Origin of the sequence: Bacillus sp. NEAU-242-2 (assembly GCF_027853835.1) — a bacterium.
GTDB classification, from domain to species: domain Bacteria; phylum Bacillota; class Bacilli; order Bacillales; family Bacillaceae; genus Bacillus; species Bacillus velezensis.
Window position 1 is genome coordinate 1 of the sequence record NZ_JAPNNY010000012.1, and the last position, 24,071, is coordinate 24,071.

4 protein-coding genes are annotated in these 24,071 nt (G+C 50.5%); all 4 read right to left on the reverse strand.

The features are described 5' to 3' along the window. The coding region (locus OWN49_RS19155; protein ID WP_270908874.1) for an SDR family NAD(P)-dependent oxidoreductase at positions 1 to 9,261 on the reverse strand (9,261 nt) is incomplete at its 3' end. A 51-nt stretch (positions 9,262 to 9,312) separates the two neighbouring features. Beyond that, positions 9,313 to 15,039 (reverse strand): type I polyketide synthase, encoded by a 5,727-nt coding sequence (locus OWN49_RS19160; protein ID WP_176283412.1) that lies wholly within the window; start codon positions 15,037 to 15,039, stop codon positions 9,313 to 9,315. A 39-nt stretch (positions 15,040 to 15,078) separates the two neighbouring features. Then, the gene (locus OWN49_RS19165; RefSeq protein WP_176283413.1) at positions 15,079 to 21,375 is read right to left on the reverse strand and encodes a type I polyketide synthase; all 6,297 of its coding nucleotides are present in this window, start codon (positions 21,373 to 21,375) and stop codon (positions 15,079 to 15,081) included. 18 nt (positions 21,376 to 21,393) lie between these two features. Next, positions 21,394 to 24,071, reverse strand: a 2,678-nt coding sequence (locus OWN49_RS19170) for a beta-ketoacyl synthase N-terminal-like domain-containing protein (RefSeq protein ID WP_232213507.1), incomplete at its 5' end; no start/stop codon positions are given.

Genomic DNA, 24,071 nt, shown 5'->3' on the forward strand with positions numbered 1-24,071 from the left:
ATCGGCTTGGATGACTTGGCCGTACAGCTTCGGATGTTCAAGGTGAGCCGTTTTCAGAAAAGCGGCCAGCCCCGCCAATACATTGTCTTCCCCCCTGTCGGGGACAAGAAGCTGGATCAGCGTTTTTCCCTTCTGTTTTTCTTTGATAAGACGCTTGACGATCGCTGACAGCTCCGCCGCACAGGCGTCATAACGGTCTTCAATCGGACCTTCGCCGTCAGCCGCACATACGGCGCCGCTTATCTCCTCAGCGTTCATTCCGCCATACAGCGTCACGTATCTGAAAGACTCTTCTTGTCCGCCGCCTTCATCCGGCGGTGATTCCTGCCACTTTGGCTGAAGCAAGAGCGGTTTTCCCTCCGTTTCCTCTTCCAGAAAACGGGCGGTGAGCCCCGTCAATCGGACACATACCTCGCCGTTTTCATCACACAGCTCAATATGATAGGCGCCGTCCGCTGAGGAAAGCACCGCCCACATCGTCTCACGGCATGCAGAAAACACCTGCATATCCTGGAGGGCAAACGGCAGAAACGGCCGTCCGGACGCGGAACCGTCTGAGAGCACGAGACCGATAGAAGCCTGAAGGGCGGCGTCCAGCATGCTCGGATGCAGGATGAACGGCTCCTTTTCTTCGCGGGCGGACGGCGGAAGAGTGAGCTTCGCGAGCACTTCTCCGCTTCCTGCATAGACGGCGTCAATCGCCTGATGAGACGGTCCGTAGGTGATGCCGAGACTGTCGAATGCTTCATAGCACTCAGCCTTTGACATGCGCCGGCCGCCGCAGCGCGCCTGAACCGCCTCCACATCGAGTACCGGAGCACGCTCCGTCTCTTCGAGCACGGCCTTTCCCTGGAAAAAGACAAGCGGCTCTTCCCCTTCGGCATACGCTTCAAAAGCGATGTCTCCGTTTTCTTCCGGCTGAAGCTTTACATGAAGCGTCACTCCCTCAGAAAGCACCGTCACCGGACGGAGCCAAACGATCTGTTTGAGCCGGACACCCGCTTTCCCGCCCGGCAAGTCTTCAGCGGCAAGCGTAACGGCGGCCCGGGCCATTTCTAAAGCAGCCGCGCCCGGAAGCACCGGTTTTCCATTGACGATGTGATCAGCAAAAAACGGTTCATGCCCTGAAAAAACAGAAGTAAAGCGCTGGGCGGTAAAGGTCGATGTATTCGCATGGAGCAGCGGGTGAAGCTTTTCACGTTCAGCTGAATTCCGGCTTTCAAGCTCTCCCTGAAGACGATCGGACGCCCAATACGTCTGCCTTGCAAACGGGTAGCCCGGCAGATTGCCGATTCGCGGCAAAGGTCCGCCATAAAGCAAGTCCCCTTCGATTTCATAACCTTGACAATAAAAATCTGCCAGCACGCATAACAGTTCCTGATATTTTCTTTGGTCAGAATATGAGGCGCTGCACTTGCCGAGCACTTCTATTATGTGCTCCTGAATATGCTGTCGGCCTGCAAAGTGCTGCGGTACTTTTCCCGAAAACACATAAGGATGATGTTCATTAAGCTTTGCCTGCTTCCATACATACACTGCGTCATCAGCATCTTGAACCACGATGGCGGCGCGATGGTTAAAGTGATGCCGTCCTTTTAGCAACGTATAGCTGAGCTGGGCTAGATCATTTTCTTTCAGTCCGCCATTTTCCGCCCAAGTGATCATATCTTCGATTTTTTCCTGAAGGGCCTCCTTTGTTTTTGCAGACAAAGTCAGTAAATAAGCAGGGGCATCCCGATGAGGTGAAGCGCTGCGCTTATAGCTTTCCATAACGACATGGGCGTTTGTTCCGCTCATCCCGAATGCGCTGACTGCCCCCATTCGGTTTTTATCCGGCAGAGAAGGCCACGGTTTACCCGTTTTATTCACATAAAAAGGACTCTTCTCCCAGTTGATATAGCGGTTTTCCCCGCTGCAATGCAGACTGGCGGGAATCATTTCACGGGAGAATGCCTGTAAAAGACTGATCAAACTGACAATGCCTGACGCGGCAAACGTGTGGCCGATATTGGTTTTAATTGATGTGAGCGCGCAAAATGCTTCTTCGTTTGTATAGGCAGTAAATGCGTCATAAAGCGCGTTAATTTCCACCGGATCACCGAGTTTTGTCCCCGTGCCGTGTGTGACGATATATTCGATATCTTCAGGGTTGATACGGCCCCGGTCATAAACGGAAGTAAGCAGCCGGGTCTGCGCGACGCCGCTCGGAGCGGTAATTCCGTTTGTTTTCCCATCATAATTGATGCCGCTCGCCCGAATCACCCCGTAAATCGGATCACCATCTTCTTCCGCCTCTCTCAGCGGCTTCAGAACAACCGCCGCGGCAGCTTCCCCGGGAACCATGCCGTCAGCCCTTTTATCAAACGCGAAGCATTTCCCGTTTTCCGACAGCATTCCGGCTTTATCTATCGTTTCAAAAAAGTCCGGGGTATTCATGATATTCACCCCGGCCGCAACAGCTGTTGTGCACTCTTTATTCTGCAGGCTTAATACCGCCTGATGGACAGAAACGAGCCCCGAAGAACATGCTGTATTTATCGCCATCACAGGACCTGATAAATTCAAGTGATAAGCCAGCCGCGCCGCCAAAATACCGTTATGATGAGACGTGACATTGCCTTTGTCCTGTGTTAAAAGGTGATAATCTCCTTCTTCCGCACCCACAAACATACCGATCGTCTGCTGCCTGATGTGACTGGCGCCGTAGCCGGCGTCCTCAAGGGCCCTCCACGCTTCCTGAAGAAGAAGCCGCTGCTTCGGATCCATCGTTTCAGCTTCCCTCGGCGATATTTCAAAAAATAAAGGGTCGAATTCGTCCGCCCCCGGTACAGCGCCGAGTTTCCATTTTGAACTTGTGAAGCCTTTTTTTGCGACCGGTGCGACAACGTCCTTTTCCTGAAACAGAATGTCCCACAGCTCGTCCGCCGTGCGCGCCTGAGGAAATCGGCCGCTCATGCCGATAATGGCAATGGAATCAGCTGCCTGACTGCCCTCGGTTCCGGCGTTCAGCTTATTTCTTCCCCTCTGCTTCTTTCGCTTTTCCGTTTCTGCCTTTTCAAAGACAGATTGATCTGCGGATTCAGATTTCTTTTCTTCATAGACATGCTCCATGACGGACTTGTGTTCCGTCAGAAAATAGCGGACGACCTTCTCCAGTGTGGAATGTCCGAAAAACAGGGCCGGGGTCACTTCAATTCCGTAGTGAGCGGACAAAGAAGAGGCGAATTCCGCCAAACTGATAGAATCAAAGCCGAAATCAGCCAGATTGTCAGCATCCGTCAGTCTGTTCTTGTCTATTTTCAAAAGCCCCGCCGCCAGTTCCTTCACATCCCAGCTTACGCATTCTTCCAGTGTAAAGCCTTTCATTTCACTCCGCCTTCCTGAAAACGGGACGTTCCTGTTTACAGAACCCGAATTCGGCCTTTCGCCTTGATCTATCTGCAGGAAGCGTTTGGCCCTCGACGGAAAACCGGCCAGCACGAGATACTGGCTGGACGGCTGGACTAACAATGTTTCAAAAGCTTCGAGTCCTTCCTCTGTGTATAAATAACGCTGTCCGCTGGATTTTAAATACATATCGGTGCTTTCCGCCGTGCCGACATGCATCCCCCCTTCTTTCCAAAGCGGCCAATTGATGGCAAGTGACTTACCGCTTCTGAGTCCGAGGCTCACAAGTTTATCCCGATGACGGACAAAAGCCATTTGGAAGCGGTTCCCCATTGCGTAGTCACAAGAACCGAAGTCTCCTAAAATCGCTGAAGAAGAAGAGAAACAACAGAAGAAGTCAAGCGGCTCCCGTGACAGAACCCGATCTAACACCGCGGTGCCGTCCGCTTTTGGCGATAAGACTTGCTGAAAGGTTTGCAGATCTTTCTCCAGAATGCTTTCAGTGCCTTGAAGACCTGCAGCGTGAATGACACCGTGAATCGGCCCGCATCCTTTCTCTTTCGCTTCTTGCAAACCTTTCTCCATCTGAGCCTGATCTGCGGCATCCGCCTGCACGTAAAACACCTTGGCGCCTGATTCTTCCAATCTCTTTATCTTGTTCAGCACCGGGCCGCCTGCCGCTGATCTCCCCGTCAAAATGAGCGTAACCGGTCCTTTTTCAGCAAAATATCCGGCGAATAATAAGCCTAAACCTCCGCATCCGCCGGTAATCAAGTACGTTTTTCCGCTTTTTATCACACGCTTCTCAACATGGGCAATATCCGTCTGCTTCATTTCCATGACGTGACGGATTTCCCCACTGTACATGACACTGCGGAACGACTCGCTGTGAAGCTCTTCACATACGTTACGGATCAGCTTTTCAAACGGTCCTTTTTGTCCAAAATAAACCGCGGCCGTATCCGTCTCCGGCAGGATCAGTTTCAGCGACCGTTCCAGCCCGATCCATGACTCGGCGTAATTGATATCGGCATCGGTCCCGCACTGAGCGGAAAGAAGAATTCGCCTCGGTTTAGAACGTAAAGAAGCCGCTGCGCGGATCACATGATACAGAATGGAATAGTCTTTCACGGCCTTTTCATCTTCAAGCGGCCATCCATACAAAACGGCATCCGCCTTGCCTGCAGCCGTTTCAATATGCCGAAACGTTTCTTGATATGCTTGTCCGTCAGTGATTTTAATTTGATAATGCGTGTTTGAAAGCTTTTGAGTTTCCTCACCCTGTGAAATAAAAAACACGCCGGCTCCCGGATAAAGGGATTGTAAAGACCGATAAGCATGTTTTCTGGCAGCTTCTCCCGTAAGAAAACAGATGACCGTTTTCAGCTCTTCATGAATGGATTTCTTCAGAGGCTGCTGCGTCCACCTTTCTTCAAATATCATCATCTCGGAGTGTTCCTCTTGCCCGTGATCCTGCTGAGACGGCTGTCTCATTCTCACCCCTTTGATTTCTGCGCATACAATGCCGGTTTCGTCACAAAATTGAATGTCACAGCCGGTTTGATTCTTTTTATTCATATACATCCACATGCCGGATGAGCACGGACGCATGACGCGCAGTTCTTCAACCGCTTCAGGCACGATATGGACTGACGGCTCCGTTTTTGCCAGGACATGAAAAGCTGCGTCCAGAAATTCCGGCGGTAGATGATATCCCGGATTACGGCCGCTTTCATCTGTAAGAGCAAGCTTCGCCCAAACCGTATTTTCTCCCGTATAAAGCTTTTCAACGGTGCGGAACTCCTTACTGATCGTTACACCTGATGTGCCTGGTGTTTCATAATCGAATGACAGCGGGCGGCAGTCTTTTTGTAAGGAGGCAATATCAAGCATGCGGGACGGCTGTATGTTCCCTTGACCGATGATTCCATAATGATGCAGCTTCTCTTCATCACTGTATATTTCATAATGGATGCCTTCCTCGTCTTCAGACAGAAGGGAGAGATTGACGCCCGCACCGTGATGTCCGCCGGTAATCGGGTCAGTCCATGCCGCTGTTCGGATCCATATCTCTTTTTCTTCAGAGCTGTCTGCCGCATGATGATAAGCCGCAAGCGCCATTTCTAAATAAACGGCTGCCGACAGAACCCGCTCCCCTCTCACATCGTGGAAAACGTGTTCCCGGCCTGTAAAAGATGTATGATAGCTTTGCTCCGCCAAGGTTGACGTATTTTCATGCAGGAAAGGATGCACATATTCAGTTGTTCCTGTTTTTGGTTCTTCCCGCTTCATCCAGTAGCTTTCTTTTGCAAATGGATAAGACGGCAGACTGATACGATGCGGCAGCGCGCCTTTATATAAAGATGCCCAATCGACGGACGTCCCGTGAACCCAGGCATTCAAAAGACTGTCAAATTGACGTTTTTCCATCCAATCACCGACTGTGCCTTCCGTCGCTGTGACAGCACTATCACTCCGGCCCGTAAACACCCCGCTTACGGAACCGGCATTATTCAGAAAAGCAGTCAGCTTCTGTTCCAATTCAGAAACAGAGTCCGCTGTCATCGCCAGCCGTTCTTCCATCGGGACCCTGCCGACTTGAAGGGTAAATGCCGCGTCAAGCAGATTTACATCTGTAATTGTTCCGTTTCCGGCGGCATCCGACAGCAACAGAGCCCGCTCGCGCAAGCGGTCTTTATCTTTTGCCGATAAAACAAAAAGCGCCGGACGGCCGGAGTCCGCCGAAGTCATTTCAGCCGGTTCATACTCTTCTATAAGCAGGTGGGCATTTGCCCCGCCCGCTCCGAAAGAAGATGTACCCGCGATTCTCGGATATTCCCGTGTTACTCCTTCAGATTCTATGACCGGCCGTCTCCATTCCGCCGTTTCCTGCTGCACGATAAAAGGAGAAGTTTCAAAATCAATTTCCGGGTTCAGCTGCTTTGAATGCAGCGACGGCACCAGATATCCGTGTTTCATCTGAAGAAGAATTTTGGTGACGGCAGCAATGCCCGCCGCACTTTCCAGGTGTCCGATATTGGATTTAACAGAACCGATGGAACAAAATTGCTTTGCATCCGTATAGCGGCGGAAAGCCTTGGTTAACCCCGCGATTTCAATCGGGTCTCCCAAGGAAGTGCCGGTGCCGTGGGCTTCCAGATAGCTGATTGCTCTCGGGTCAATCCCTGCCCGCTCCATTGCGTCTGCGATCACTTCCCCTTGTGCATTCGGGTTCGGAACGGTGAACCCGTTCGTTTTGCCGCCGGCATTCAGAGCGCTTCCTTTAATGACACCGTATATATGATCATGATCTTCAACAGCCTTCTTCAACGGCTTTAACACGATACAGCCGACGCCCTCTCCGTCAACAAACCCGTCAGCCTTATCACCGAACGCTTTGCACGCGTTTGACGGCGACAGCATTCTCATAGAAGAAAGTCCGATATAATGAACCGGATCTGTAATCAGGTTTACGCCGCCGGCAATCGCGCATTCAGATGCACCTGTTCTGATGCTTTCTGCGGCGAGATGAATGGCGGTTAAGGATGAGGAGCATGCGGTATCGACCGCGATGCTCGGACCGTGAAAATCAAACACATAGGATACGCGGTTCGGGATAAAGTGGTAGTGGGCCCCTGTCGGATAGTTGCCATTCATGACACCTGCAAAGACACCAACCTTTTTACCGGCGCATAGTGAATCAGGGGTATATCCGGCATCCTCAAGGGCCGCATAAGCGGTTTCCAGAAACAGTCTCTCCTGCGGGTCCATGCGCTCCGCTTCTTTCGGGGAGATTTTAAAAAACAGCGGATCAAATTTATCAATGTCTGTTAAAAAGCCGCCCCACTTTGTATACATCCGGCCTTCCTTACCTTTTGTCTCATCATAGTAGTCCCGCCAATCCCAGCGGTCTTTCGGAATTTCGGTGATTCCGTGTTCACCGGTCTTTAACCGTTCCCAGAACTCATTAACATTTTCAGCTCCGGGATACTTCCCGGCAAGACCGACAATTGCCACTTCAAGGTGTTTTGAGGGCGGTTCGGAAGCGGGCGGCGCTTTTTCAGAAAAAGATGCCGCTTGGCGCTTCGTCAATCCGGCGCTTTTTTTGCGGCTTTGCTTTTTCTGTAGAGTGTGCGGCACCTTTTCGGCTTCTTTATTTGTCTTGAAAATCCCAGCCATATCTTCCTGTCTTGAGCTGACGAGATATTCCGCTAATCCGCCGATTGTCGGATACTCGAAGAACAATGTGCTGCTGATATCAGGGACGTCTTCCCGCACGCGGTTGGTCAGCTGTACGATTAAGATGGAATCGATTCCGTATTCTTCAAGGGGCGTATGGGCTTGAACGTCCTCAATCGGCATCTTTAAGATGACGCTGACGATCTGTTTCAGATACTCTGTGCTTTTTTCAAGCAAAGAGCCGGATGATACCGCTTCAGTATGAGGGAGTTCTTCTGAAAATCGCGCATGCAGTTCGCGCTCCTTCGTTTCAGCCAAGTATGCGGCAAGCTCTTCTATCGTCCGGTATTCAAAAAACAGCGTGCTGCTGATATCAGGGACGAGATCCCGCAGCTCATTCGTCAGCTGAACGATCAGAATAGAGTCAATGCCGTATTCATCCAGAGGAGCCAGCGGGTTTATCTCTTCTGCCGGCATTTTTAATACTTTTGCCGCAGCCCTTATCAGAAAAGCCGCTGTCTTTTCCGAAAGCCCCTCTCCCGCTTGTTTGATGGGGAGCTGACGATCAGAGGATGTTCGCGGTACGTTTGATTGGCGCTTTTGCGCGGTGTAAGCTTCCCTGCTCTGCCTGATGACTCCGTTGCTTTTCGCTGTGATAATCTGCTGGGTGTGCAGACGTTCGTTTTCAGCCGGAAATTGAATGGAATGAAAGCCTTCAGCCATTAAAACGGATTTCCATGTTTCCGGATAAAGACCGGGGCACCCCGGAATCCGCAGCACCTCATCTTCGTACAGCCACCAGCCCTCTAATAAGCCGAATGTAACATGTGTAAACGGCGTATGCCCGCCCAGTTCATTAACGAGCAGCAAACCGTCTTTTTTCAATACGGCTTTTGCCGTCCGTAAGGTTTTCCGGATATTTTTGGTAGCATGCAGCACGTTTGCGGCGATAGCGATATCGTAGGTTCTCAGATGTAATCCCTGGCCCGCCGCAGGCTTCTCCACATTAAACAGCTGATACGTCAAAAACGGATTGTCCGCGCCGTATTCCTTTTCGGCATGCATTAAAAAAGCTTTTGACAAGTCGGTATAACAGTATTCCTGAATATGGTTTTGATAGGGGCGGAGCTTTTTAAACAGTGTGCTGCTCGTTCCGCCGGTGCCCGCTCCGATCTCCAGCAGACGGATGTTTGCCTCAGGATTGTATTTAATTACATTTTCCACATAAATACACGCTTCATTTGCCAGCACATCGTTGTAATAATCAGCGAGAATGTTATGCTTATAGATTCCTTCAACAAGCTCCATTGAAGAATCGGGAAACATCACGTCAGTGGCTTTTATTTTGCCTGTTAAAATGTCAGGCAAAGCTTGAATGACGGTATCCGCCAGCAGAGCCTGCGCTTTCATATCCGGATCTTTCAGCCATTCGTTTTTCTTCTTATGCCACTCTTCCCACACCGCGGCCGTTTCACCGCTTTTAAAATCGCTGTCTAAAAGACGTATGCTTTCTTCCAGCCAGCGCTCATATAAAGGCAGACAGGAAGCTGCCGGCGCTTCGCCGGTCAGACCCATTGAACGCAGCGTCACCCGCAGCACTTGCAGCAAAAGCCGATTCAATTCTTTCATTTGATTGCTTATTTCTGTTCTTAAGGATAACTGTGTACGGTCTTTTTGTTTGTCTCCCTTACCCAAAACCTTATCCTCCTAAGAAAATTAAATTTGCTCCGTCATTTTGACAGGCAATCAGATAGTCACAAATTCATGAGGGTTCATTCCCTCGATCGGAATCGGCTTGGTCAGCTTCATCAGCCCCATGCGGGAGATCGGCTGCGTCAGCAGAGTTTCCAGCGCCTGCATCCCATCCGCCCGGCTGATCAGTCCGAGACCGATTGCACTCAGTCTGTCAAACTCTTCAGAAATGTGATTGTCAGCCCGCTCCCAATACCCCCAGTTCATCACTTTGACCGGGCATGACAGCCGCCCGGAAAGCTCATGGGCAAATGCGTCTTTAAATGCGCACCCCGCCGCATAATGACTTTGATTCGGATTCTTAATATATGAAATAACCGAAGAGAAAAAGAGAATAAAGTCCAAAGACTCTTTCGCAAATACTTCGGCAATGTTGACGGAAATATCCACTTTCGCCGCAAGGCCGGCGTGAAACTGTGATTCTTCCATATCTTTTACGCTTTCATTCGCAAATACCATCGCTGAATGAACGACGCCGCTGATGGTGCCGTATGTGTTTTTAATCTGTTCATAGACGCGCTGAAGCGATGGAAGATCAGAAGCATCTGCGGCTATATATTCGGGAGCCGAGCCTGATGGCCGGTACCGGTCTATTTTTTGGCGTATCCGGCTGTCCAGCGGCCGCCTCCCGATCCAGACGACTCGGGCTTTATACGTCGTCACCATATAATCTGTCCAAACCTCGCCGATGCCTCCCGCACCGCCGATGATGACATATACGCCTCCATATCGGTAAGGAACACTTTCAGACGGCCCGCTTTGGACCGGAAGCAATTGAGGCCGGTGCCATTCCTGATGTCTGCGCACCCATGCTTTACCCGTACGGTCGCGGGGCAGGCTGAATATGTCTTCTGTGGGGAAATCCCCCCCGTCTTCAAGATCGACCAGACGGATGTGCCAGCTCGGATGTTCTTTTGCAAGAGACCCGACGAAACCATGCACACTGGAATGAGCGGGACGCACCTCATCATATTGGGTGATAGGCTGTGCTTGGTGCGTAATCACCGTCATCCCGAGCTGCTCTTTTCCATACCCGAGACCGATAAGAGCTTTGGCCGCTCTGAAAATTTGCAGCACCCCGCTTTTTTGATCATGGATGTAAGAATCAGCCGGCTGAGGGGCAAACCAGATCATATGCTGAATCTCACCGAGACGGCGGAGCCGATCGGATATCACTTCAACGGAAGCACTTTGGCTGCTATCAAATCGCACAGCTTTAGGAAACAATCGTAAAACCGCGTCCGCCTGCCCGTCTGTACCGCCTATGATGACAGCTTTTGCTTCAGAAATGGGGAAGCCGGTTTGGTTGTCTATCGGTTCCGCGTCCCATACCTGCATCAGTTTGACGGCTCCGGTAAGGTTACCCGGCAGATCGTATTGCTTGTCATCCGTTTCAGCCGGCGCACTTTCGGCCATCCGGGCAGAAAATCCTTTTATTCTTACACACACATTGCCGCGTTCATCACATATATCAATGTCCATTCTTCGCACGGCCGGTGTTTCATGCGTCACAAACACGGCCGCCCACATGTTTGGACTGCACGGATGAAAAACGGTCAGTTCATGCAATTCAAAAGGCATTAACGGCTGCTCCGGATAACCCGCTTTATCTTCATTCATAACGCCGATGGCCGCCTGAAAAGCGGAATCAATCAGACTCGGATGGAGCACAAACTGTTCGGCCTCATCACAAACGGAAGCAGGGAGCACCAATTTAGCCAAGGCTACTTTTTCCCCGCAATAAATGTGATCAATTCCTTGATGTGAAGGTCCGTATACAATTTCCGCCTTTGCAAATGCCGCATAGCAGTCTTCTTTTGACAGCACTTTTTTGCGGCAGCGCGCTTTCAGCTGTTCAATATGCAAAACCGGCGCCTCAGACAGCGGCTCAATCACAGCACTGCCTTCACAATAAATGTCTGAATCGTTTTCATTGCTGTACACTTGAAATGAAATATTGCCGTTATCCTCTAAGGAAAGACCTGTCGTCATACGCAGCGGCTCTTTTTTATGAACGGCCTGGCGTATCCAGCTGATATACCGCAGCGAAATGCCGGTTTTAGCCGTGTATTCAGCGGCTAACGGCGCGGCAGCCAGTTCAGCCGCGGCTCTCGCCATTTCAAGATAAGCCGCCCCGGGGAGAACACGCTTGTTTCGGACGATATGATCGGCTAAGAAGAATTCATCTCCGTTCAGTACCGTGCTGAATTTTTGTTCTAACAAATCTGAAGTATTGCGGTGAAGCAGCGGGTGAAGCCTGCTTTCTGTATTTACGGAAGTGACGGGATGATCGGGCTCCGGTATCCAATAGCGGTCCTTTGCAAACGGGTACGTCGGCAGACTCATCCTGCGCGGTTTCTCCTCCTGATACAGCCGCGTCCAGTCTATCTCAAATCCTTTTGACCACAGCTCCGCAAGTTTTTTGTAAGTGCCGCTGTCCGTCCATTTTCGGATCAGCTCCTCCGTATCCTGATCATCATTCAGGAAACCCCTGATTTCCGTTCCGCTATCAGACCGCCCTTGAAAGCAGCCGTCAATCTGCCGTTTTCGTTCTGTAAATTCGGTTAATTTCCTGATCAGGTCCGCTTGATCGTTCACTAAAAAAACAAGCCGTTCTTCCATTGCCAGCCGTCCCGTTTGCAGCGTATACGCCAGTGACCGCAGGGAAAAAGGTTCATCAGACTGCTTCTCTAAGCCGGACTGACCGAAAAGACCGGAAAGAATATTCTTATGTTTCTCATCGTTTGTCAGACATTCTGCTAAAGTCCGGACGGAAGTATGCTGTATGAGATCAGTCATGTCTATTGCCAGCCCGTATTGATCCGTCAGCCGCTCAGAAAACTGTGTCAGCTGCATGACATCCAAGCCGAATTCCTTCCAATCCTGTTCACCATCTACCGAGCCGGCCTCTACATGCAGAACTTCGGCCAGAGCACCGCGCAGCGCATTTTCCAGCTGATTTTGCATTGTATCTATTTTGTCATGAAGCGGCCCGCTTCCTTCAAGCGCTTTATCTTTGAGAAACATCAGCAGGCGGGCAGCGTATTCCTTCAGCCGCTCCGGATTTTTCGCTGATAGAGGCACGATATACGGTCTCTCTTGATTCTCCGTAATGCCGGGGTTTTTGGGCCTGTACTCTTCTAAAATGAGATGAACGTTTGAACCCGTCGCCCCGAATGAACTGATGCCTGCGCGTCTCGGACAGGAATGTTCTCTGCCGTTCTCTGTATACGCCGGCTTTTTCCATGACTCGGTTTTTTGCTGCACGTAAAATGGCGAGTCCTCTAAACGGAGATACGGATTAATCGTCTCTGAGTGCAAAGAAGGGACAAGCGTTTTGTGAAACAGCTGCAAAACCGTTTTATGAAGCCCGCTGATTCCGGCGGCTGATTCCGCATGTCCGATATTCGATTTAACGGAACCGATCGCACAAAATTGCCGATCCTCCGTAAACGTGCGGTAAGCTTTAACAAGACCTTGTATTTCAATCGGATCTCCTAAAGAAGTTCCGGTTCCATGCGCTTCCACATAAGAAATCGTCCTGGGATCGATCCCCGTCTTTTCAAGACATTCGGCTATCATATCCCCCTGCGCCACGGGGCTCGGCACGGTAATCCCGCTGACGGTTCCCACGTGATTGACGGCGCTGCCTTTTATCACCGCATAAATATGATCCTTATCTTCTTCGGCTTTGTGAAGCGGCTTCAGCAGCACGGCCCCGATGCCGTCAGCTGAGACATAGCCTGTGCCGCCTTCGCCGAACGTGCGGCACAGCCCGTCACTCGAATGCATATCCATCAAGCCGTATGTGATATATTTTGTCGGGTGCAATGATAAATTGACGCCTCCGGCAAGAGCTGCTTCACATTCACCGCGTCTCAGACTTTCCGCCGCCATATGGACGGCCGTCAGAGATGACGAACACACCGTGTCAACCGCCATGCTCGGCCCGTGAAAATTGCAGAAATATGAAACCCGGTTTGCGATCGGCGCATAGTTCAAGGGATAAGGAAAGACCAGCCCTTTGGCCGCAGCTTCAGCGCCGGCGAGAGAATAATCCATATGCATCACCCCGGCAAACACACCGACGTTCATTCTCTTATTCGGCCCTTTCGGCTGAACGATTGTTTCCGGGGTGTAGCCCGCATCCTCAATCGTTTCCCAGCATGTTTCTAAAAACAATCGTTCTTGCGGATCTTTAGCTTCTGCCTCCCGCGGAGAAATCCGGAAAAATTTCGCATCAAAACAATCCGGATCGTCTATAAAACCGCCCCATTTGGAAATCGGCTTGCCGGACGGCGATCGCAAATGCTCATATTTCCTCGTATCCCAGCGGGAACGAGGCACTTCCGTTACGCTGTTTTCTCCATTTTTTAAATTTGTCCAGAATTCACGAAGATTTTTGGCGCCGGGGTACCGTCCCGCCATCCCGACGATCGCAATATCTCCATTCTGCGTTCCGGCTGACGCCGATTTTTTCACACGGATTTGGGTCGTCCTCTTTTTTTCCCTGTGCAAAGGTTCAGCATTTGAATGCCCGCTTTGAGCATGGCCGAAGCCGGCTCCGTAATGTTCGCACAAATATCCCGCCAATTCCGTGATTGTCGTGTATTCAAATAACAGCGTCGGCAGAAGCTGCGTTCCGATTTTTCGTTCAATTTCCTTTACCATGTCCAACAGCCCCGGAGAATCCAGCCCCATTTCATAGTAGCCGATATCCGGGTCGATCTCTTTCACAGGTTTGTTCAATCGGGCGGCAAGCAATTCTTTTAAATAAAGGATGCACTGTTCAGTAAGGCCGGCGGAAGACGCCGCAGATCGGGGCTCGGAAGGCGCCGGTTCCGCTTGCAGAGCCGGGACGGCATTCCGCCCGTCAGGTTCTTTCTTTTGCCGTTTCTGATTAATCAGTTCCGGGTCCCTCACCCGTTTATTGGCGAAGTTTTTCAGTTCGCCGACTTTTCTGCCTTCCTCATTGAAAAACTCCATTGTCACGTAAACGAGATCTTTCTTACGGGTGACGGATTCTTTTTTTATCTTGGTGATACATGTCGTCTGCAGCAATTCGGCGCAATAAAACGATTCATAAAACAGCGGCAGAAATAATTGCCCCTCCTCCCTCGTCAAAGGAGCGAGATATACATTGGAGCCGATGCTGCTCGCATCTATCAATGCGGGATGAAACATCGCCTCTTCTGCATGTTCCAGCTGATCCTTTTGCACCGACAGATCAATATAAATCTCTTTTTCAGTCTGGTAGACGCTTCCGCAGCCTTTCATCATTCCTGAATGAACCAGTTCTTGATCCCTGCATTCCGCGTAAATGTCCTCAAGCGGTATTTCTGCCGCCGTTTGTTTTACGGCATCCATCCGGACGCTCTCTTGGAAGCCGGCGGGCTTGACGGAATGCATTTGCGCCGCGGCATATATCTTTGTCTCTGCTGCTTCGTCACCTTGTTTTTGCCCTTTCACCTCTACCTTCCATTGCCCTTCGCCGTTCTCTGTACAGTCAACGGAAAGCAGGATTGTTTCTCCCTGTTCAGGAGCTAAAGGGTGAAAAATCGATAAGTGCCTGAGTTCAAGGCCGGCATGAAAAAAACCGTTTTCTCTGAAAGTCTGATAGATCAGGTCAATATAAGCCAGACCCGGCAGCAGTTCCTTTCCATAGGCTTTATGATGTTTCAGAACGGGATGCTGATTGTTAATAAGAAGCTGCTCTTGCATATGAACTTCCTCCATATCGACGTTCAATTTTCAGCGCAATCAGTAAGTCTTCATTTGTTTCCAAAACGTATTCGGGCGGGACTCATGTGCGTTTTCATGCAGGTTTTCAACTTTGTCCGAACGGATGGGCCGGCGTTTTAATTCCTGTCTCGGCAAAGGCTTTCTAACCGGGGTGTACGCCTCCTGCTCCCAGGCTTCCACTATGACATGGGCATTCGTCCCTCCGTCAGCGAAGCTGCTGACGGCGGCAATCCGCGGTGAATCCGTCCATTCACGCAGCGCGTGCGAAAAATAAAACGGCGAGGCGGACAGATCGTAATGCGTCATCGGCTCTTTGCCCGAAAGGAAAGGCACACGCATTCGGCGCGAAAGCATAAGCACTGTTTTAATGAATCCGGCAATCCCTTCAGCGCATAACGGGTGTCCGATATTCGGCTTCATCGACCCCAATTCGCAAGGCGCGCTGTTTTGCATACGGTACACCGCTTCAATCGCCCTCAGTTCCAAAAGGTCTGTTACTTCAGAGCCTGAACCGTTTGCTTCAATGTAGCTGATATCCTCCGCTTTTCTGCCGCTTTTGGCAAGCGCCTTGGCCATCACTTCTTTCTGCGCCTGTATATTCGGTGTGGCAGGCCCCGCGGTTCTGCCGTCATTGTTTACGGAAATGCCTTTAATGACCGCATGAATCCGGTCCCCGTCTTTTACAGCCTGGGCCGCTGTTTTTAAATACACCATTCCGACGCCTTCTCCCAATACGATGCCGCCGGTGCGGCGGTCAAAAATATGAAACGCAGGCTCTTCGCTTAACAGATTGCGAAGTTCGAACATCCGGTGGGTTTGACCGGATTCCAGCAGACTGACTCCCCCGACCACCGCTGAGTCGATTTCACCGCAAGAAAGCGCCTGTATCGCCATATTCATACCGACAAGCGCTGAAGAACAGGCCGTATCCAAAACAAGACTCGGCCCCTTCAAATCAAAAAACTGAGAAAGATTGGCCGCCAAGTAATTCGGGCCGGCGGCGACTATCGGATTTTTTGCATGCTTCAGACGGTTTTCGTCAGGCATACTGCCGCCGCGTCCTCCTAAATAGACACCGGCTGACCTGCCTTTCATTTCTTGTAAAGAGTAACCGCTGTCTCTGAACAGATGAAGCGCCTCTTCTAATATAAGAAAGGACTGGATATCCATTGCCTTGATGTCTTCTTCGGGAATAAGGAAAAACTCCGGGTCAAAATGCGTTACATTTTTTAAAAGGCCCGCATAATCCGCCTTCTCCGTTTTCCAGCGTTCTTTCGGCACCCTTTGAATAGCCGACGTCCCTTCAGACAGCAGCTTCCAATAAGCTTCAATTGATTCAGCTCCAGGAAAACGGCAGGACATTCCGACAACAGCGATGTCTTGCGCCGCTGCAGCGCCAGAAGGCTGAATGACAGCGGCTGCTGTTTGTTTGGGAACGTCCGGGATTACAGGCTGAACCGGTTTTGAAACGGCATCTTTGATTTCCGGATATGCCGTTTCAAGCCATCCCTCCAGCGCAGCAACCGTAGGGTATTCATACAGCACCGCCGGGTCAAGGTCAGCTTTGATCCTCTTTCCGATCGCTCTGGACACTTGGGCAAGCATGATGGAATCGGCTCCGTAATCTTGAAACGGTGTATCAGATTCAAATCTTGACGGCTCCAGTCTTAATTCCCGGCAGCAAATGCCCGTCAGCCACTCCTCTACGCTTTCTGTCTCACCCTGTACATGCTGCTTTGTTTCGGTAAGGCCGGTTGAAAGCATCAGACGGTCGGGCTCCCATTTTTCCGGGTGAATGACGGCCGGCATAATAACAGATCCGCAATCGCCTGCCATAACGGCATCAAACAGACTCAGCCCTTCTCTGTCAGTGATGCTCTTTAAACCGCTTTTCAGATAGGCCCGGCTTTTTGATTCGCCCATACCCGTTTCTTTCCAGCTCGGCCATTGGATGCTCAGCACCGGAAAACCTTTTGCGGCCGCAAAATAATCCATATAGGCGTTAGCCATGGCATAATCGCTTTGTCCCGCTCCTAATTCCGGCATCACGCCGGACACTGAAGAAAACAGCGCAAAAAACCGGAGAGGCTCCTTGTGCAGCGCTTGATACAAAAGGTCCAGCCCGTCTGTTTTAGGTTCAAGCACGGGCATCATCTGTTCTCTCGTTTTGCGGATAAAGGCTGGATGATCGAGATCTACGGCTCCCGCTGCGTGTATCACGCCTCCTATCGGCCCCATCTTCTCTTTCACCCGGCTGACGGCCTGCTCATATTCAGGGCCGGAAGATACAGACAGCACTTCCGTTCGGACACCTTTTTGTTCGAGCTCTCTGATTCTTCTCACTTTATCGGAAAACGGGGAATTCCGTTTGATATGATCATCCCACTCCGCTTTCGGAGGCATTGTTTCTTTTCCGGTAAGCACGAGTTTCGTGACTCCGTAACGTTCGGCAAAATGCCGGGCGAATAAATATCCGAGTCCCCGGGTCCCTCCGGTGATCCAGAGCACATGGTCTTTCGGAAATGAAAATTCTTTTTCAGCTAAGCTGTTTGTTTCCTTTAACCGCGCGTGATAGCGCACATCGTTTCGGTAACACACTTCGATGTCTGCAGAATCGCGAAAAAACTCCTCTGCGATCTGGTTTGCCAGCTCGGGATCTTCGGCAGTCCGTTCTGCATCCATATGCCGCGAGCGGATATCCTTATACTCACTTTGGAGCATCCGGTACAATCCGGCCTTTTTTGCACCTGAAAGATTTATCGTTTCATTTGCAAAAGGTTCAAGCCCCTTTGTCACACAAAGCAGCTGAAGCTTTCGGCCGCGGTTTCTGTTGTCAATGAGACACTGCAGACGATGAATCCAGCCGTCATCATGCTTGATTTCCGTCCCGCACCCCGTCACATCAATCAGACCGCCAAACCGGGCCGCGTCCCCGGATATTTCCGGTGATGCAGCGTCAATGATTTCAGACTCGGGGAAATAACGGGACAGCTCAACGGCCAAATTTCCTGTCTGGTGATCAGCAGCTATTCCGATGACGCCCCGCACTTCCTTAACCGGAACACGGCTGCTTTCTGCCCAGCTTTTCTGTAAAAAGCGGAATTCACGAAATGTTTCAGAATGTGTTTCAGCATCACGAACATTGTCCGGCGCTGCATCGCCCGGCCAATAACGATCCTTTATAAATGGATAACCAGGAAGGCTGACGCGATGCGGCAGGCTGCCGTTATAAAGCTCTGACCAATCAATCTTCAGCCCTTTTACCCAAAGTTCCAGAAGCTTTGCGAATTTTTTTCTTTTCATCCATTTACGGACGGCTTCCTGCATATCTTCATCCTTAAAAACGGCTAGAATATCTTTATACTGTTTGCTTTTTCCCCTGAAGCAGCCGTCTGTTCCGCCGTCAATAAAACGCTGCAGTTTTTCCGCTAACTGCTCTGTCGACGTCACGATAAACGCCGCACGTTCTTCCATCGCTTCTCTTCCGGTTTGAAGGGTGTAAGCCGCATCCCGGAGGCTGCGGTCTGTGACGTCATTTTTTCTGATCGCTTGAAGAAGCTGCTGCGCCCGCTGCTTCAGGCTGGCCTCCTGTTTGGCGGATAATAAAATGACTGCGGGATCTTCATCTGTGAATGGCTCAGAAATCTCCCTATCAGGTTCAATATATTCTTCTATCAATATGTGGGCATTTGCCCCGCCCGCGCCAAAAGAAGAGATTCCCGCGATTCTCGGAATCTCTTTCTGCGCTCCGTTTTCCTCAATGACCGGCCGTTTCCAGTCTGCCAATTCACGCTGCACCGCAAACGGCGTCCGGTCAAATGCAATATTCGGATTCAATTTTCGGCAATGTAATGAAGGGGCCAGCTTTCGTTTCTGAAACTGGAGCAGCAGTTTTGTTACACCGGCGATGCCTGCCGCGGCTTCCAAATGCCCGATATTGGATTTAACTGAGCTGATGGCGCAAAAGCCTTTATCTGACGTTTTCATTTGAAATGCGCGGGTCAAACCGTCAATTTCGATCGGATCTCCGAGTTCAGTGCCCGTGCCGTGGGCTTCGATACAGCTGATCATCCGCGGATGTATTCCTGATTTTTCAAGCGCGCCGGAAATCACGTCAGCCTGGGCGCTCGGACTCGGCACTGTATACCCGTTTGTTCTGCCGCCGTGATTGATATGAGTGCCGCGAATCACCCCGTAAATATGGTCCTTATCAGCCATCGCTTTTGACAGCGGCTTTAACAGCACGGCCCCGACGCCTTCCCCGGGAACAAATCCGTCCCCGCCTTCACCGAAACTTTTGCACGTTCCGTCTTTTGAAAGCATTCGATAGGCGCTGAGCTCCGCATAAGCCGAAGGATGCGTATACACATTCACACCGCCGGCAATCGCCATGTCACATTCGCCGCGAAGGATGTTTTCACACGCTTCATGAATTGCAGTCAGCGAAGACGAGCACATCGTGTCGACCGGCATGCTCGGCCCTTTCAGATTAAGAAAATAGGAAACTCTGTTGGCCGCTGAACTGAACGACGTTTTCGGCTGCAGGGTGCCGCCGTTTTTCCAGTACATTCCGTACCCGTTTTTCGTAATGCCCGCAAAAACGCCGACCCGGCCGTTATACAGATTCTCAAGCTGTTCCTTCGTATAACCGGCATCCTCCAGCACCTGCCAGCACATTTCAATAAAGAGACGCTCCTGCGGGTCCATATTCAAAGCATCACGGGGTGAAATTTGAAAAAACAGCGGATCAAAGAAAGCGGCATCTTTCAGAAACCCGCCCCGCTTACTGTAACTTTTCCCTGCTTTCACGGCCGCTTCGGGATCAGGGTTGTAGTATTTCTCCTTTTCCCAGCGCTCTTCGGGAATTTCCGTCACACAGTCTTTTCCGGCCGCTAAGTTATCCCAGTACTCTTCAAGTGTTTCAGCTTGCGGATAACGTCCGCTGACGCCGATAATCGCAATCCCTTCTTTTGTCTGTTTCTCATTGGAAAAAGCAGGCCGTTTCTTTCGCTTGATAAACGACGGAAGCACCGGAAAATCTTCATTTGCCAAAACCTGTTCTGATATGCCTGAACGGTGCTCATCATCATTTGTCCATTTTCGGCATTCTTTCGGATAATCCGTGACAAAGTGAGCTGCCAGGGAGCCCAGTGTCTTATATTCGTAAAAAACCGTTTTGGAAAGGTCACCGAAAAGCAGAGACAATTCGCGGTTCAATTTCGTCACAGTGACGGAGTCGATTCCGTAAGTTTCCAGCGGCTCTTCAGTATCTATGTTGGAAACAGCAATTTTTGCAGTCAGGCCAAAAAGCGTTTTGAGCTGAAGAAGCGTTTGTTCATACAAACGTTCACTGCGGTGTTCGGTATTGGTTTTTCCGGAAGCGCCCGTCTTGATGACAGGCTGCAGCTTCAACCCCGACAGGGAAGCCCATATTTTTCCTTCTTCATCACATAAATCAATATAAAAGCTCCCCGCCTTCTCTTGTATCTCGGCCCATACCTTGTCAGGACAAGATTCATAAAACAAAAGCTCGTCCAATGAAACCGGGGCGAGCGTTTTATATTCTTTGCCGCCAAGCAGCGCGCATGCCTCTGTCACACTTTGCATCACACAGGGAGGGAGGCCGAATCGGGCGGATTCTTTTTGGTCTGTCAACGGAATTGAAATGTCTGCCAGCATCCGTCCTGCTGAGGCGTAAATACGCTCAATTCCTTTCATGTGCTCACTGTATTGAACGGTATCGTTCTGAGTGATGGCTTCAATTTGCTGCTTATCCATCAGGGAACCGCTGTTTTCCTTCAAGCGGCTGATATCCAGCATGCCGGGCGCAGCATCAACTGGCTGAATCGTCCCTTGGCTGTACACATCATAATGACTGGAATCAGCAGAAAATGGATTATAAATCTCAAACCTTTTGGCTTCACCCTCTGCGGGTATCAGCCTGATCTCGATATGGAACGGCTCAGCCTCAGTCAAAATGGGCTTTGACCACACGATATGCGTCAGCCGGACAGCCGCAGTCTCCTTTACTGTCAAAACAGCCGCAGCTCTCGCCATTTCCAAAAGAAGTTCTCCGGGCATAAGCTTTTTATGCTGTAAAGAAACATCAGCGAGAAAAAATTCCCGGCCGCTGAAAGCTGCCGAGAATCCCTGTCCCGTTTCATCGAAAATATGCTGCTGAGCAAGCGGATGAAGGGAATCCGCTTGGCGAAGTCCCATCCGCATATCATAATCGCGCAAAATGCCGATCGCATCCTGTTTTGTCATTTTTTTATTTTTGACGTCAGAAAAAACCCGGTGCAGAAACTCTTTCATATGGTTTCCTCCATTACGCTAATCCCTGTAAAAACCGATCGTTCTTTTTACAGCGGCTTCTATGCTTATTTCGTTTTTCTCCAATTCATCAAGCAGGCGCTCATAAGTCTCAAGCGGGGACGTATCAGTCTCGTAAGTCTCCCGGTGCCTTATATGCTGCGCACTGGGCGGTATCCAGCAATGTGTTTTCGCAAAAGGATAGACGGGCAGGCTGACTTTTTTCGGTCTTTCGTCCGGATATAATTTATTCCAGTCGACATGTAAACCTTGCACCCATAATTTTGCAAGCATTGCATACTTTCCTGCTTCAATCCATTGATCTACGGCCCCGCTCATTTCTGCGTTGTCCGTCATCTCTGTAAACAGCTGTTTCATCGCTTTGTTCCGGCCTGTAAAGAAATTCTGCCCCGTCTCCTTGCCGCTGAGGAAATCATTCAGCGCGTTCGTAAGCTCTTCTTTTGTTTCAGCAATGACGGCAAGGCGCTCTTCCATTTCATCCCGGCCAAGCTGAAGCGTATAAGCGATATCCGCAAGAGCTCCGTCAGCTGAATGTGACTTTTCCAAATATCTGCGCAGCTGTTCCGCACGTTCCTTCAGCTGTTCCGCCGTCTTTGCCGAGAGAATGAATAAGGACGGCTGAAGTTCACCGGCCGTCCATTGTTTCTCTTCAACAGGAGAAACATATTCTTCGAGCACGACATGAGCATTGACACCGCCAAATCCGAACGAGCTGACACCCGCTCTCCGCGGCAGTTCATTTCCGCTATCATCAGTCGCCGCTTTCCACGGCTGAGTGTCGCGGACGAAATAAAACGGGCTTCCGTCTAGGCTGATATACGGATTAACGGTTTCACAATGCAGACTTTTAACGAGCGTTTTGTGCTGCATCTGCAAAATAATTTTTAAAAGCCCGGCCATGCCGGCGGCAAGCTCTGTGTGGCCGATATTCGTTTTGACGGAACCGAGGCCGCAATGAGGCTGCTCGGGTGCCGTTACTCCGGCTTTCTGATAAAGCGCTGCAAAAGCCGCTTTGAGTCCGTTGATTTCTATCGGATCTCCGAGCGCCGTTCCCGTGCCGTGGGCTTCAATATAACTCACTGTACGGGGGTCGATGTTCGCTTGCTGATACGCTTTTATCATGACTTCTGTCTGCGCTTTCGGATTCGGCGATGTAAGGGAAGCCGCCCTTCCGCCATGATTTTCCGCCGTTCCGCGGATAACGGCATAAATACGGTCGCCGTCACGTTCCGCATCGGATAATGTTTTCAAAACAATCATGCCGGCACCTTCAGCTCTGACATACCCGTCCGCTTGATCAGAAAATGTTTTGCAGCGCCCGTCTTCACTGAGCATTCCTGCTTTATTAAAGCTGATATGCATATCCGGCGACACAATAGCATTGACGCCTCCTGCAATCGCGATGCCGCAGTCTCCGGCCTGAATTGCCCTGACCGCACGGTGAACAGCGACCAATGAGCTTGAACAGGCGGTTTCAATCGGTTCGCTCGGCCCATGTATATTCAGAAAATAGCTCATGCGGTTCGGACCGATTGACGGAACCGTCCCGGCGGCGGAAGAACCCTCAATCTCTATATGGAACTTTGAAGCTTCCTGGGCGTAACCGCTGTTTGCCGTGCCTGCAAAAATGCCTGTATTTGTACCTGACAGGCTTTTGGCAGAGCAGCCGGCATCTTCAATCGCTTTCCATACATGCATCATTAAAAGTCTTTGCTGAGGATCCATCATTTCGGCTTCATGCGGAGAAATACCGAAAAATAATGGATCAAATTGAGCGGTTTCATCAATGAAGCCGCCCCACTTTACATTGCTCGCATTTTTATCTTTCTGCGGGTCTCCGTAATACTGTCTCCAGTCCCAGCGCCCCGGCGGTATTTCAGAAATGCAGTCTTTTTCTCCGGCTAAATTCTCCCAAAACATTTCCGGATTTTCAGCCATTGGAAATGCACAGCTGATTCCGATTATCGCCACGGGCTCTTCAGGTGCAGCTGCGGTTTTTGTTTTAGGAAGGCGGGACGGAATCGAGAATGGCTCCGTCTTCATTTTTTTACGCTCAACCGGTTTCTCCGTTTCTGTTTCTTCCTGTGAGCCGAATGTATCCGGATGTTCCGTCAGCAAGTATTGGGCAAAACTAAAGACTGTCGGGTATTCAAAAAACACGGCCGGCGTCAGTTCAAGCCCATACATTTTATTTAGTTCATTTGCAAACTGCGTGAATGAAACCGAATCAAATCCATAATCTCTCATCTCTGATTCAGCATCTATTTCTTCTTCTTTCACCTTCAGAATGCCTGATATCATATGTTTGAGTTCCGTTTGTACTTTATTTGGCAGATGGACGCGGGTCTTCCTTGACACATGAATGCTACGGGACGGTTCCGGCGCTTCAGGCATCAGGTTTTTTCGAATCCGTTTCTCATCGCCCTCTGCCACCATGACCTGGTGTTCTCCGGAGGCAAAAGCGGCGTAAAGCGCCTGGATGCCTGAGGCCGATCGCATGGCTTTCATTCCGGTCTGTTCATACATCAGCCGTTCGGTCTCTTTGTCCACGCGCATACCGCCTTCTTCCCAAAGCGGCCAGTTGACGGACAGGGTCTGCCCGCTCCGCTTGTTGTCCCGCACGAGACGATTTCGGCGGGCTGCATAAACATCCATAAATGCGTTGGCTGCCGCATAAC